Here is a 14,155-nt window from a genome sequence, read left to right on the forward strand (position 1 = left end):
GCCCTCAGGCCGTCAGGGAGATGGTCGTCGCGCCCGGGATGTCGTCGTACCGGGCAGGGGTGCACGTCAGCAGGATGACCTGGGAGGACGCCCCCGGGGCGCCGAGGACCTCGCCGACGCGCCGCAGCCGCTGGGGGTCGGTGTAGCCGAGCGCGTCGTCGATCACCACCGGCACACCGTGCTCGGAGTCGACCAGGGCTGCGACGGCCAGCCTGGCCAGGATGCCCAGCTGCTCCTTGGCTCCTCCGGACAGGCTCTCGAAGGGGACCGTGGTGCCGTGCAGCCCACGATGGGTGATCACGAGGTCGCGGCTCACGGTGACCTCGAAGGTCTCTCCGTAGACCTGCCGGCCGAGCCGTTCGAGCGCTGCCGCGAACGGGCGCACGTAGGTCTCGTGCGCCTGCTCCCGGTGGCGCTGCAGGGTGCGGTGCAGCTGACGGGCGGCCCTGGCGCGTCGGTCGAGGGACAGCAGCCGGGCCCGGGCGTCCTCGAAGGCCTGCACGGCGAGCTCGTGGGCCTCGGCCCGCCCCTCGCCGGTGACCATCTCGACCCGCCCCTTGAGCTGGTTGAGCCGGTCGCGCGCCTCGTGGCTGCGACGGCGGTGTGCCTGCAGTGCCTCGTGGGCGACCTCGAGGTCGCGCCGTGCTGCCGTCGGGTCGGTCTCGGCCAGGGTCTGCCTAGCGTCCGCGAGGTCTCGCAGGGACTCCTCGTGGAGTGTGCGTGCCTGTGTTGCCTCGTCCGCCAGCACTCGGTCACAGACCTGGGCACGCGTCTGCTCGAGCTGCGTGACACGGTCGGCGAGCTCGCTCCGGCATCCCGACAGCCGGGACTCGGTGACCTCCAGGTGGCGCCTGGCCCGGTCCAGGGCCTCACCCGCCTGCTCCCTGGCACGCGTGGCGCCGCGGACCGCATCCTGCGCGGCCCGGACCTCGCGCCGGGCTGCCCGTTGCACGGCCCGTGCCTGCTCGACATCCGCCGGCAGTCCCTCGTCGTCGCCCCGCTCCTCCAGGTAGGCGGCGACGGCATCCGCCCGTGCTCCGAGCCGCTCGGTCAACGACGCCACGGAGCTGCCCTCCAGGGTCGCGGCGAGGGCGGTGCGGAGCCGCTGGACCTGCGTGACGGCACTCTCGTGGCGCTGTGCCGCCTCGTGGGCTGTCGCGACGTCGGGCACACCGGCGCCTTCGAGGGCAGCACACAGCGCCTCCTGCGCCCGCTCCCAGCGGTCCGCCCGGGCGACGACGCCGGCCTGCGGGCGGATGCGCACGTGCACCGCGCCGGGGACGACCACGTCCGTGTCGCGGCTGACGACACGGTCCAGCGGCGCATCGCCCGTGCCGAGGGTCTGCGCCATGCCGTCGACCTCGATGACCTGACCGTCTGCCAACGCCTCCACCGTCATCGTGCTCGCGCTGGCCTGCACCGCCGCAGCGGCCACCTCCGACTCCTGCGCCGCGGCGACGACGGTGCGCAGGACTGCCGCGGTCACCGTCTGGCCGGCCAGCGCCCTCTCGGCCGCAGCCAGCTGGGTCTCGAGCGTCCGCGCGCTCTCCGACCGGTCGCGGAGGTCGGCCAGCTCGGCACGGTCGGCGAGATGGTCGTGGTCACCCAGGGCGCGCTCGGCCACCGCCTGTGCCGAGTCCAGAGCCTGCTCGGCACGGGCACGCTCGGCCTCGGTGTCGGCGAAGTGGCGCGAGTGGGCGCCGACCGGCTCGCGGGCTGCACCGAGCTCAGCCTCGAGCTCGTCGGCGGCCGTGCGCCTCCGCGCGACGTCGTCAGCCAGGCGAGCCCGAGCATCCAGGTCGGCCACCGCCCGCTCGGCCACCTGCCTGGCCGCGCGCTCCGCGGCGACAGCACGCTCATCCTGCTCCGCGGCTTCGGCAGCCGCCTCGACCCGCCCCCGCGCCCGGCCCACCGCAGCCTCGACCTCCCCCGTGCGGGCGTCGAGCTCCTGCACCATGGCGCGAGCCGACTCACGGTCGGCGATCAGCCGGTGGGCCTCCTGGAGCAGCTGGTGGGCGTGGACCGCTGCATCCTGGGCGGCCGTGACCTCGACGACGGCAGCGCGCAGGTCACCCGTGGGTCGCCCGGTGGGGGTGAAGTAGGTGAGGAACTCCTTCTCCACCGTCGACAGCAGGTCGGCCCCCCGCTCGGTGTGGAGGTCCGCACCTGCCGCGCCGTCGAGGGCCTCGGCCAGCACGGAGCTGTCGGCCAGGGGGATCTGGGTGACCTCGGTGCCCTGGGCGAACCGCAGTGCGTCGAACAGCGGCCGGTCGAGGCACTCCTCCAGGATCTGCGCCATGCGCGCCTGCGCCTGCTCACCTGCCAGCTGCTCGGACACCGGCGACAGCACGCGCAGGGTCGTCGCGGTCTGGCGCAGCCACTGCTTGGCGAAGACCACCCGGTACGGACCCACCGTGAGCTCTGCCTCGACGAAGGGGCCGGCGTCGACCCCCACCGGCTGGAGGTCGCGCACCGCCTGGGAGCGGGACGTGGCCTTGCAGCGGCTGTCGAGCAGCCGGTCCAGGGCTTCCAGCAGTGTGGACTTGCCGACCTCGTTGGGCCCCTCGATGACGACCACACCGTCGTCGGGCAGGACCACCGTGCGTTCGCTGATCCCCTTCACGTGCCGCAGGGTCAGGCGGTGGATCCTCATCGCACGTCCTCCCTGGTCAGCCGGTAGAGCAGTGCCAACGCGTCGCGGGCGCTCTCGGCGTCGTCGTCCCTCATCGGGTCGTAGCGCCAGTGCTCCCAGGCCTGGCTCGAGGAGCCCGGTGGGCGCTCGGCCTGCCACTCCTGCTGCGCCTCCACCTGCGCGCTGCCCTCCCTCGGGGCGGCTCCGGCGGTCGCCAGGGTGCGGATGTCCCGGGCGGCCGCGGCGACGAACCCGCCCAGTCCGTGGTCGTCGAGGTCGTCCTCGCCGGCCAGCACGACCAGGTCCGTGTGGCGGTCCCAGTCGCGGAGCCCGGCGAGAAGCGCCGCATGATGCTCCGTCACGTCGGTCAGGTCGGCGAACTCCTCGACGGTCAGGGTGCCGCGCAAGGCCAGGGTGACGACCGTGCGGTCCTTGTCGGGCAGCGCACGCAGCTCGGCATCGAGACTGCGGACGTCGCTCCTGCCCGAGAGGTCGCGGCGCAGCACACGGAACGCCCACGTGCCGACGTGATGCGCCGACACCTCCGGGGCACGGCCGTGCTCGACCTCGACGACGAGCACGTCGCCGGGGGTGTCCTCCCGCGGGTCGGTGACCTCGCACGCCCCCGAGTACCAGATGGCGCCGGACTCGCCCACCTGCGTGCGCGAGTGGCGGTCACCCAGGGCGACGTAGTGGATCCTCCCCTCGGCCAGCGCCCGCTCGAGAGGTCCGGTGGCGATGGCCGCGGAGCGGTCACGGCTGGGGTCGAGCACGTCGACGATGCCGTGCCCGACCACGACCCGGAGAGTCCCGTCGGCGGGGCCGACCGTCTCGAGGGCGTCGGCGACCAGGTCACGGTCGGGATGCTTGCCGTGCCAGGGTGCGGCGACGAGCTCCAGCCCCGGTCGCACGGCATAAGGACCAGCACGGTCGAGCACGTGCACGTGAGCGGGGCATGCGTCGAGGAAGGTGCGCTGACGGTAGACCGTCACGGCGTCGAGCGGGTCGTGGTTGCCGGGCAGCAGGTAGACGGGGACGGGGACCTCCCGCAGCACCTCCAGCGCTCGGAGCACGGTCTGCCGGTGCAGCTGGTTGCTCTCGAAGACGTCACCGGCCACCAGCAGGAACTCGCAGCCCTGCTCCGCGGCCAGGCGGCCCATGCGACGCACGGCGTCGATGCGGGCCGCGGTGAACCGTGCCTGGGCGTCGCCCTGCAGCCACCGTCGGGTCATCCCGACCTGCCAGTCGGCGCTGTGCATGAACCTGACCATGTCGCTCCTCCTCACGGGCCCTCGGCACTAATGGCGAGTCTCGACGACCGTTGTCCCCACCGTAGGAGGCCCCACCGACAATCCCGTGCAGATCCGACGGGTGTCCGTCACCGGACTCGGCCCCCGCTGCCGGAGGCTCACCGTTCTGCACCGCGGACCGGCACGTCCGGCAGCGCGCCCTGCGCAAGCCCCGGACGCAGAAGGCCCCCACCCGATCCCGGGTGGGGGCCTTCGACGCGATGTCACGTCAGGATGCGTGTCGCGTCACCCTTGACGCGCAGTGCCCTGGTGGTGGGTCAGCCGACGCGGCCGTAACCGGTCACACCGCTGAAGATCGGACGCAGCTGGGTGGGGATGCCCGGCCGGCCCGAGTCGTAGACCATCCCGTTGCCGGCGTAGATGCCGACGTGCCATGCCGGGGCGCCCCAGAAGACGAGGTCGCCGGGCTGGGGGTTGCTGACCGGGGTGGTCGCCTGGCGCTGCGCCTCGGCGGTGCGCGGCAGGCTGATGCCGACCTGGCGGAACACGAAGGACGTGAAGCCGGAGCAGTCGAAGCCGGTGGACGGGGACGTGCCGCCGTAGCTGTACATGATGCCCATGTACTGAGCAGCGACACCGAGCACACCGCCGGTAGCCGCCGGTGCCGAGGGGGCAGCCTCGCGGGTCTCGGTCGAGCGGCTCGCGCTCGACGACTCACGCTGTGAGGTCGAGGAGCTGCTGCTCGAGGACGAGCTGCTGCTCGACGAGGAGCTGCTGCCACTCGAGGACGAGCCGCTGCTCGAGGACGAGCTGCCGCTCGTCGAGCCGGAGGAGCCACTCGAGGAGGCGGCGGGCTCCGCGGCCGGCTCGGGCTCGGGCTCGGGCTCCGGCTCGGGCTCCGGCTCCGGCTCGGGCTCCGGCTCCGGCTCGGGCTCCGGCGTGACGCCACGGAACCCGTTGGTGCCGAAGGACAGGTCCTCGACATCGTCGGGGGCCGGGGCTGCGACGACCGGGCGGTCCTCGGGGACGGCCACGTCGGGCAGCTCGACCGAGAGCAGGTCGACGCCGGAGCCGGTGGCGTTGGACTTGTCGGCCACGACGGCGGCGACGTCCTCGACGACACCGCGCGGGCCGGCGTTGGCCGGGACGACGGCGGTGGCCAGAAGACCACCGGAGGTGGCGGCCACGGCGGTGGCCTTGGCCGAGCGGGTCAGCAGGGTGCTGGTGCTGCCGATGCGGCTGGGCGCGCGGTGGCGACCGTTGATGCGTTGCGACACAGTGAACCTCTCCATATGGCCTACGGGGTGAGCTGTCGGGCTCGGGCTGGAGTATGCCCGGACAGCCCCGGTGACGGTGGCTGCCTTAGCCCCGAGGGATCAGGACGATCCCAGACGTGGGTCCCCCGCTCCTGTCGCGCGGATGATGTGCTGGTCCCCGACCGCGTTGACAGGACTCGGCGTCGCGGCTGGGGGCTCCACCAGGGGCAGTGGAACAAGAAGGAGACTACACACGGTTCCGGGCCAATGTCACGTTTTGGTAAAGGCTGCATCCGGACCACCCTGACGTGGGAATAGACCCCCTGTCTTGACCTGCGCAAACACAACTTTGCCAGCCCTTGGCACAGCCCTGAGGTGACTGACCTCACATCACGAGCAGGTATCGGGCGTGTCGCAGGACCCTTCTGGCCTCAGTCCTGCGAGGTCGCGAACAGGTGCAGCGCGACGTCGTGCGGCAGGGAGACCCCCTGCTGGTGCTCGGCGCGGGCGAGGACGCGCTCGTCCTCCTCGTGGACCACCAGGAAGGCGCCGGGGGTCAGCCCGCTCTGCAGCAGCAGGTCCAGCACCTCCGGCTCGACCTGGGCCGGTTCGCCGATGCGCACCAGACGCACCTGGCGCGGGGTGGGACCGACGAGGCTGGTGAGCGCCTCCCCGCCGGCGGGCGCCGTCGGCCCGTGGTCACCGAGCTCGTCGAGCCCCGGAATGGGGTTGCCGTAAGGCGAGCGCTCGTGGTCACCGATCAGCTCGAGGATGCGCTGCTCGACCCGCTCGCTCATCACGTGCTCCCAGCGACACGCCTCGTCGTGCACGTAGGCCGGGTCCAGACCGATGACGTCCACCAGCAGCCGCTCGGCCAGCCGGTGCTTGCGCATGACCCGCATGGCCGTCACCTCGCCGAGCTCGGTGAGGTGCAGGCGCCGGTCCTCCTCGAGCTCGACCAGCCCGTCCCGCTCCATCCTCGCCACGGTCTGGGAGACCGTGGGCCCCGAGTGACCCAGCCGCTCGGCGATCCGGGCCCGCATCGGCACCACACCGTCCTCGACGAGCTCGAAGATGGCCTTGAGGTACATCTCGGTGGTGTCGATCAGGTCGCTCATCGGTAGGGGTGCCCTTCTGTCGCGGCCGGTGGGGCGATTCTACGGTCGACCCCAGCAGAGCACCTTACGATGACCACACGTCCCGTCCCGCCCGACCCGGAGGCCCGCACCATGGCCCGACAGCCGTCCTCGTCCAGCCGCACCGAGAAGGTCGCAGCACTGCAGAAGCAGGCGCGCGCGGCGGACCGTCGACGTTCCCTCATGATCTGGGGTGCCCTGGTGCTCGTGCTGGCCCTGGTCGCCGGGGCTGTCGGTTTCGCGATCGCCAGCCGGCCCACGCTGGAGGCGGTCCAGACCTACGACGACCTGAGCCAGGACCATGTCACCGAGGCGGTGGACTACGACATGAACCCGCCTGCCGGGGGGGACCACCACCCGGCCTGGTGGAACTGCGGGATCTACGACGAGCCGATCCCCACCCACCACGCGGTCCACTCGCTCGAGCACGGTGCCGTGTGGCTCACCTACAGCCCGGACCTGCCCGAGGACCAGGTCGACTCCTTGCGTGACCTCGCCGACCAGGACTTCCTGCTCCTCTCCCCCAACGAGGGCCAGGCCTCCCCCGTCGTGGCGACCGCGTGGGGGGTGCAGCTCGAGGTCGACACCGCCGACGACGAGCGGCTGCCCCGGTTCATCCGGGAGTACCGCCAGGGCCCGCAGACGCCCGAGCCCGGTGCGGCGTGCACCGGCGGCACCACGACCGACCTCGTCACCGGCCGATGAGCGAGACGTCCACCTCCATGTCACGCTCCGCCCTGGTGGCGGTGGCCGCCGCTCTCCTGGTGGCGCTGGCCGTCCTGCTCTACGTGCTGCTGCGCCCCCAGTCCCCCGGCGACGACAGCGTCGAGGCCGGCTTCGCCCGCGACATGAGCGAGCACCACGCCCAGGCGGTGCAGATGTCCCTGCAGGTGATACAGGCGTCGGACTCCACCGACGTCGACGTGCTCGCCTACGACATCGCCACGGCACAGAGCAACCAGCTGGGCCAGATGGAGGCCTGGCTGCGTGCCTGGGACCTCTCGCAGGCCCGGGACGGCGAGCGCATGGCCTGGATGGACTCCGCGGACGGTGAGGGACACGGCGCCGACCACGACGGCGCGACCACCTCCGACGAGGCCGCGGCCGCGACGGCACGGCCCGGTGACCCCGACTACCGCCCGATGCCGGGCATGGCCACGCAGGCCGAGCTGGACAGCCTCGTCCAGGCCGAGGGCGAGGAGGCGGAGATCCTCTACCTGCAGCTGATGACGACGCACCACCTCGCCGGGGTGCAGATGGCCCAGGCTGCGCTCGACGCCGCCAACGACGGCGAGGTGCGGCGCCTGGCGCAGGCGATGGTCAACGGGCAGCGGTCCGAGGTCATGCTGATGGCCTCGATGCTGGCCGAGCGTGGAGCCGAGCCTCGCGAGGACCTGGCTGCCCTGGGCTACTGACCGCGGGCCCACGCGGGGCGCCGGTCCACGGCCCGAGGGAGCTGCAGCTCAGGGCTGCAGGCGGGTGAGCGTCCAGGCCGAGGCGTCGCTCAGGTCACCCTCGCGGGTCCGGGTGAGCACGAGCCGGTCGTGCAGACGGCTGGGCCGGCCGGCCCAGAACTCCACCCGGTGCGGCTCGACCCAGTAGCCACCCCAGAAGTCCGGCACCGGGACGTCGTCGAGGCCACCGTGGTCGGGGAAGCGGGCGGCATACTCCTCGTGCTGCCGCTCCAGGTCCTCCCTGGAGGAGGCGGGACGCGACTGCGCGGACGCCCAGGCGCTGATCCGTGAGGACCATGGCCGGGAGCGGAAGTAGGCGGCCACCGCCTCCCGTTCGACCGGGACGGCCACGCCCTGGAGGCGGACCGCGCGGAACATCGACGGCCACACCAGGGAGGCCGCCACCCTGGCGTCCGTGCGGATCTGGTCGCCCTTGGCCGACTGCAGGTTGGTGAGGAAGCCCAGCCCGCGCGGCTCGAGCATGCGCATGAGCACCGTCCTCACGTCGGGCTGCCCGGTCGCGTCCACCGTGGCGACCGAGAGTGCCATCGGCTCCGGGACGTCACCGTGCTGGGCGTGGCGGACGACCGCGGCCTCGACCCAGGCGGCGATCTGCTGCAGCGGCGTGGGCGCCAGGTCGGCCTCGGCCAGCCCTTCGCCCGTGTAGTCGATGCGCCCGTCGAGTGCCATGCGGACAGTGTCGCACCGGCGACCTAAGGTGGGGTGGACAGGTGCACAGGAGGAGGACGGGGCAGTGGCAGGCAAGAACAAGGCGGTCGGCATGGCCATCAAGTACGGCCCGCTGGTCTACCCCGCGGTGCGGAAGTACGGCCCCCAGGTCTGGGAGCAGGTCCGTGCGCAGCGCGAGCCGGCTGAGCGTTTCGTGCAGGACAAGGTCGCCAAGGGCAACCAGCGCAAGAAGGCGCTGCAGCACGCCGGCACCGTGGTCGACGGAAGCGTGCTGCAGGTGTTCCACCGCAACACCGCGCACTGGGTCGTCTTCTCCGGCGACGAGCCGATCGCGGTCCACCCGCCGACCACCGCGCCGTACGAGGTGCTGCTCAAGCATGCCGACCTGTCCACCAGGGTGCGCCCCGGCGAGGGCACCCGGCTGCCGCGGCCGCACCGGCCGAGGCCCGCGACGGGCTCGACCAGCCGGCGCAGGGCGGGTCGCACGCCGGCGAGCTCCCAGGTGCGCCACCACGACGACGAGACCGGCACCGCCGACGCCGGCGACGCAGGCACGCAGGGTCGGCTGTCGCCGGCACCCGGGTCGGGCGGCACCTCCGAGGACCCGGGTGGACCCCAGGCTCCGGAGGGTCAGCGCCCGACGGCGTAGCCCTGCATGCCGCGCGGGTTGGCCCCGGCGGTCAGCACACCGGTGTGCGGGTCCCGGCCCACGGCACACATCCGGCCGAGGGTCCACGGCCCCTGTACCTGGAGCCGGTGCCCGCGCTCGGCGAGCGCCTGCAGCACCTGCGCTCCGACGCGCTCCTCCGCGACGAGCACGCCGGGCTCGGTGGCTCGGGGGTAGAACGAGCCGGGGAAGCTGGTGGTGTGGAACATCGGTGCGTCGATGGCCTCCTGGAGGCCTGCGCCGCCGGCCAGGTGGCGGAGCAGGAAGAGCGACTGCCACTGGTCCTGCTGGTCCCCGCCCGGTGAGCCGCAGGCGAGCACCGGCTCGCCGTCACGCAGCACGAGGGTCGGGCTCAGGGTGGTGCGCGGTCGTCGTCCCGGCACGAGCGAGGACGGCAGGCCCTCCTCCAGCCACATCATCTGCAGCCTGCTGCCCAGGGGGAAGCCCAGCTCGGGCACGACGGGTGAGGACTGCAGCCACCCCCCGCTCGGCGTCGCCGAGATCATGTTGCCCCACCGGTCGACGACGTCCACATGACATGTGTCCCCGCGGGTCACGCCGTCGCGTCGCACGGTGGGCTCACCGACGGTGGCGTCGACCGGGTGCTCGACCTCCGTGCGCGCCAGCACCGCCAGCCGGGGCTCCTGCCCTGCGGGCGCGCCGGGGCGCACCGACAGGTCGGCCTGGGCACCGATGAGGCCGGCCCGCTGCGCTGCGTAGGCCGGGTCCAGGAGGGCCTCGAGGGGCACGTCTGCGCTGTCGCCGAACCACGCCTCACGGTCGGCCATGGCCAGCTTCCACGCCTCCACGATGCGGTGCACACCCTCGGCGGAGCCGGGATCGGCGTCCCCCGCCATCTGCAGCACCTGCAGCAGGGTGGGCCCCTGCCCCCACGGCCCGGTCTTGGCGATGGTGTGCCCCCGCCAGTCGAGGGTCACCGGCTCCTCCCAGGAGGCACGGTATGCCGCCAGGTCCGCCCCGGTGACCACCCCGGGCAGCACCTGTCCTCCGCTGTGCCGGTGCGGACGACGGGCGAACCGGTCGACCGCCTCGGCGACGAAGCCCTGCGACCAGGCGGCGCGCACCGCCTCGATCCGTGCCTCGCGGCTGCCTCCGGCGTCGTCGCCGGCGCGCACCAGTGCGGCGAGCGTGTCGGCCCAGGCCGTGTTGCGGTGCAGCTCACCGGATGCCGGGGCCCGGCCGCCGTGCAGCCAGACCTCGGCGGAGGTCGGCCAGTGGTCGCTGAAGAGGTCGGCCACGCGCTCGACCGTCGCGCTGACCGCAGCCAGCAGCGGGTGACCGTGCCGGGCGTAGTGCTCGGCCGGGGCCAGCACCTGCGCCGGGGTCATCGTGCCGTGGTCACGCAGCAGCAGCATCCACGCGTCGAACGCCCCCGGCACAGCGGTCGCCAGCGGGCCGGAGCCGGGCACCATGGTGAGCCCCGCCGCTCGGAAGTGCTCGGCGGTGGCACCCGCAGGCGCCGGGCCCTGGCCGCACAGGACCTGGGGCGTGCCGCCCGAGCGTCCGACGATGGCGGGCAGGTCACCCCCGGGGCCGTTCAGGTGCGGCTCCACGACGTGGAGCACGAAGCCTGCGGCCACCGCCGCGTCGTAGGCGTTGCCGCCCAGCTCGAGGAGTCGCATGGCGCTCTGGGAGGCGATCCAGTGCGTGCTCGAGACCATGCCGTAGGTGCCGCTGAGGGTCGGTCGCGTCGTGAACGTCATACGGCACCTGCCAGGGCGGCGACCGCGGCCACGAGGATCATGAGCGCGAGCGCGGCGAGGACGACCATGCGTCGGGTGCGGGCGTCCATCACCGCGCCTGCTCGGGCATGGCCTGGACCGGGCCCCGGACGAGGTGGACCGGCCGGGTGAGACGGTGCCCACGCCGCAGGCGGATGTCATCGGTGCGCATGAGGTAGATGGTCGCAGCCACGGCCGCCGACCCGCACATCACGGTGGCGATGAGGATGGTCCACCGAGCACCGAACGTGTCGCCGACCCACCCGATCATCGGCGCACCCAGCGGGGTGCCGCCCATGAAGACCGCCATGTAGAGCGACATCACCCTGCTGCGCACCGCGGGGTCGACCGAGGTCTGGACCATGGCGTTGGCGGTCACCATGACGGTGAGGGCGAACAGCCCGGTCGGCACCATGATCACGGCGTAGAGGGTCCACGACGGCGCCAGGCCGAGCGCGAGCGTGCACGCGGTGAAGCCCATCAGCGCCCCGATGAGGCGCCGCCACCGAGGGCGCTCCTGACGGGCCGCGACCAGGGCACCGCCCAGCGAGCCGATCGCCATGACCGAGCTGATCAGGCCCAGGTCCTCCACTCCCCCCTCGAACACCTCGGTGACCATGAGGGCGTTGGTGAGCTGGAAGTTCATGCCGAAGGTGCCGTGCACGAAGACCAGCGCCAGGATCAGCATGATGTCCGGGCGGCCCCGCACGTAGACGACGCCCTCCCGGATCCGCCCCCGGCCCCGGCTGCGGGGCGCGGGCGTGAGCTCGGTGGGGTTGAGCGTGACGAGGGCGATGATCACGGCCACGAAGGTCGCGGCGTTGATCAGCAGGGTCGGGCCGGTGCCGAAGGCCGCGATGAGGAAGCCGGCCGCCGCCGGGCCGATGAGGCGTCCGCCGTGGAAGGAGGCGCTGTTGAGGCCCACGGCGTTGGTGATCCGGTCCGGGGGCACCATCTCGGAGACGAAGGACTGGCGCGAGGGGGCGTCGATGGCCGCGGCGGTGCCCTGGACGAAGGCCAGGACATACATGTGCCACAGCTGCATGACGCCGCTGATGACCAGGACACCCATGGCGATCGCGGTCAGCGCCATGACGGACTGGGTCACCAGCATCACGCGCCGCTTGGGGAAGCGGTCGCCGATGGCGCCCCCGATGGGCGCCAGCAGCAGCATCGGCAGGAACTGCAGGCCGGTCACGATCCCCAGGGCCGAGGCCGAGCGGTTGGTGAGCTCGGTGAGCACCACCCAGTCCTGGGCCACCCGGCCCATCCAGGTGCCGGTGTTGGAGACGATGGCCCCGGTGGCGTAGATGCGGTAGTTGCGCACGGAGAGCGCGGCGAACATCGCGCTCACCGGGCGACCACCTCCTCCAGCAGTGCCGTCGCACGGCGCAGCACGGCCCGGTCGTCCTCGGACAGGCCCTCCAGGCGCACGGCCATCCAGGCGTCCCGCTGGGCGCGCTCCTGGGCGATGACCTGCTCCCCCAGCGTCGTGAGCGACAGCACGACGACCCGTCCGTCGCGGGCGTCGGCCGCCCGCTGCACGAAGCCGCGCTCGACGAGGGCACCGACCGTCCGGCTCATGCTCGGGGCGGTGACGCGCTCCTGACCGGCCAGGTCACCGGCGGTGCGGGGCTGCTCCGACAGCCGCACCAGCACGCTGAACTGGTGCGGCGCGAGCTGCGTCGTGGTCTCGAAGCGCACCCGGCGGCTGACCCTCATACAGGCCATCCGCAGGTCGTGCGCCAGCGCGGCCACGGAGGGCTCGGGCGGGGTCGTCGCGGGGGGTCGGGGACCTGTCACGCACCGGACAACTGGTTAGCCAGGCTAACTATTCCCCTCCTCAGGCGCCGAGCAGGTCCCGCAGCGGGTCGATCGCGAAGTAGACGACGAAGAGGCCCGCCACGACCCAGAGCAGGGGATGCACCACCCCGGCCTTGCCCCGCACGACCTTGAGCAGCACGTAGCTGACGAAGCCTGCGCCGATGCCGGCGGTGATCGAGTAGGTGAACGGCATGAGCACGATGGTGAGGAAGGCCGGGAAGGCGATCTCCAGGTCGGCCCAGTCGATGCCGATCACCTGCTGCATCATCAGGAAGCCGACGACCACCAGCGCCGGGGTGGCGGCCTCGTAGGGCACCACGGCGACCAGCGGGGACAGGAAGGTCGCCACCAGGAAGAGCGCACCGGTGACCACCGAGGCCAGCCCGGTGCGAGCACCCTCCCCCACCCCGGAGGCGGACTCGATGTATGCCGTGTTGCTGCTCACGCCTGCCGCTCCGCCCGCCGCGGCGGCCAGCGAGTCGACCACCAGGATGCGCCGGGTGTTGGGCGGGTTGCCGTCCTCGTCGAGCAGGCCTGCCTCGGCCCCGACCGCGACCATGGTGCCCATCGTGTCGAAGAAGTCGGCGAGCATGAGGGTGAAGACCAGCAGGAAGACCGACACGACGCCGATGGCCTGGAAGGAGCCGAGCAGGTTGAACTCCCCGACGAGGCTGAAGTCGGGGGTCCGCACCAGGGCGTCGGGCAGCGCAGGTGAGCTCAGCCCCCACCCCGTCGGGTTGACCACGGCACCGCTCTCGTCGGTCTGCGGCCCGATCTGCATCGTGGCCTCGAGCACGAACGCCAGCACGGTCGCGCCGATGATGCCGTAGAGGATGGCGCCCTGCTTGCGCAGCACCATCAGCGAGATGATCGTGAACAGGCCGACCACGAAGACCAGCGTCGGCCACCCGGCGAGGAAGCCACCCACGCCCAGCTCCACCGGCACCGGACCGCCCTCGGGCTTGCGGACCACGCCCGCGTCGACCAGCCCGATGATGGTGATGAACAGGCCGATGCCGACGCTGATGGCCGTCTTGAGCTGGGTGGGGATCGCCCGGAAGACGGCCTCGCGGAAGCCGGTGAGCACCAGCGCCAGGATGATCAGGCCCTCGATGACGACCAGGCCCATCGCGTCGGCCCACGTCATGCCCTCGATGCTGGCGATGCCGTAGGCCACGAACGCGTTGAGACCCAGGCCCGTGGCCAGCGCGAGCGGGTAGTTGGCGACGACGCCCATCATGATGCTCATCACCCCGGCCACCAAAGCCGTCACGGCGGCGATGACGGCGAGGTCTCCCCCGGCCAGGAGCTCCCCGGTGCCGTCGGGGACGGTGCCGATGATCAGCGGGTTGAGCACCACGATGTAGGCCATCGTGAAGAACGTGGCCAGCCCGCCGCGCACCTCGCGGCCGAGGGTCGAGCCGCGCTCGGAGATGCGGAAGTAGCGGTCCACCCCGGTGGCGGTCGGGCGGGAGGTCGTGGTCGACATGCGGCATACCTCTGG

The 14,155-nt window shown here is 72.5% G+C and carries 12 protein-coding genes and 1 riboswitch; of the genes, 3 read left to right on the forward strand and 9 right to left on the reverse strand.

Features of this window, described 5'->3' with window-relative positions:
- Positions 1-4: 4 nt before the first annotated feature.
- The 4 genes from LVO85_RS02615 to LVO85_RS02630 form a co-directional block, all read right to left on the reverse strand.
- A complete protein-coding gene (locus tag LVO85_RS02615; protein ID WP_232745832.1) occupies positions 5-2,653 on the reverse strand; it encodes an AAA family ATPase in 2,649 nt (882 codons plus the stop codon).
- The gene (locus LVO85_RS02620) at positions 2,650-3,903 is read right to left on the reverse strand and encodes a metallophosphoesterase family protein (protein WP_232745833.1); all 1,254 of its coding nucleotides are present in this window, start codon (positions 3,901-3,903) and stop codon (positions 2,650-2,652) included. The genes LVO85_RS02615 and LVO85_RS02620 overlap by 4 nt, the downstream gene beginning before the upstream one ends.
- A 296-nt stretch (positions 3,904-4,199) precedes the next feature.
- A complete protein-coding gene (locus LVO85_RS16925) occupies positions 4,200-5,159 on the reverse strand; it encodes a C40 family peptidase (protein ID WP_232745834.1) in 960 nt (319 codons plus the stop codon).
- 2 nt (positions 5,160-5,161) lie between these two features.
- A riboswitch (cyclic di-AMP (ydaO/yuaA leader) is annotated at positions 5,162-5,319 on the reverse strand.
- Positions 5,320-5,569: 250 nt separating this feature from the next.
- A complete protein-coding gene (locus LVO85_RS02630; RefSeq protein WP_232745835.1) occupies positions 5,570-6,256 on the reverse strand; it encodes a metal-dependent transcriptional regulator in 687 nt (228 codons plus the stop codon).
- A 69-nt stretch (positions 6,257-6,325) separates the two neighbouring features.
- Between LVO85_RS02630 and LVO85_RS02635 the strand changes: the two genes are divergently transcribed.
- Together LVO85_RS02635 and LVO85_RS02640 are read left to right on the forward strand one after the other, a co-directional pair.
- Entirely contained in the window at positions 6,326-6,979 is a 654-nt protein-coding gene (locus LVO85_RS02635; RefSeq protein WP_232745836.1) for a DUF3105 domain-containing protein, read from the forward strand.
- The gene (locus LVO85_RS02640; RefSeq protein ID WP_232745837.1) at positions 6,976-7,689 is read left to right on the forward strand and encodes a DUF305 domain-containing protein; all 714 of its coding nucleotides are present in this window, start codon (positions 6,976-6,978) and stop codon (positions 7,687-7,689) included. Before LVO85_RS02635 ends, LVO85_RS02640 begins: the two co-directional genes overlap by 4 nt.
- A gap of 48 nt (positions 7,690-7,737) precedes the next feature.
- Here LVO85_RS02640 and pdxH read toward each other — a convergent pair whose 3' ends face one another.
- The gene (gene pdxH, locus LVO85_RS02645) at positions 7,738-8,418 is read right to left on the reverse strand and encodes a pyridoxamine 5'-phosphate oxidase (protein ID WP_232745838.1); all 681 of its coding nucleotides are present in this window, start codon (positions 8,416-8,418) and stop codon (positions 7,738-7,740) included.
- 64 nt (positions 8,419-8,482) lie between these two features.
- Here pdxH and LVO85_RS02650 point away from each other — a divergent pair, with 64 nt between their 5' ends.
- Entirely contained in the window at positions 8,483-9,067 is a 585-nt protein-coding gene (locus LVO85_RS02650) for a hypothetical protein (protein ID WP_232745839.1), read from the forward strand.
- Here the strand turns inward: LVO85_RS02650 and LVO85_RS02655 are convergent.
- From LVO85_RS02655 to LVO85_RS02670, 4 genes are all read right to left on the reverse strand, one after another.
- Entirely contained in the window at positions 9,049-10,809 is a 1,761-nt protein-coding gene (locus LVO85_RS02655; RefSeq protein WP_232745840.1) for a gamma-glutamyltransferase family protein, read from the reverse strand. The two genes, LVO85_RS02650 and LVO85_RS02655, sit on opposite strands and share 19 nt — an antisense overlap.
- Positions 10,810-10,897: 88 nt before the next feature.
- Positions 10,898-12,172 carry an MFS transporter gene (locus LVO85_RS02660; RefSeq protein ID WP_269812951.1) on the reverse strand — a complete coding sequence of 425 codons (1,275 nt, stop codon included), beginning with the start codon at positions 12,170-12,172 and terminating at the stop codon, positions 10,898-10,900.
- A gap of 5 nt (positions 12,173-12,177) precedes the next feature.
- The gene (locus LVO85_RS02665; protein WP_232745842.1) at positions 12,178-12,630 is read right to left on the reverse strand and encodes a MarR family winged helix-turn-helix transcriptional regulator; all 453 of its coding nucleotides are present in this window, start codon (positions 12,628-12,630) and stop codon (positions 12,178-12,180) included.
- Positions 12,631-12,670: 40 nt separating this feature from the next.
- The gene (locus tag LVO85_RS02670; protein WP_232745843.1) at positions 12,671-14,140 is read right to left on the reverse strand and encodes an NCS2 family permease; all 1,470 of its coding nucleotides are present in this window, start codon (positions 14,138-14,140) and stop codon (positions 12,671-12,673) included.
- Positions 14,141-14,155 lie beyond the last annotated feature (15 nt).

The organism is Ornithinimicrobium sediminis (genome assembly GCF_021272345.1).
Lineage (GTDB): Bacteria > Actinomycetota > Actinomycetes > Actinomycetales > Dermatophilaceae > Ornithinicoccus > Ornithinicoccus sediminis_B.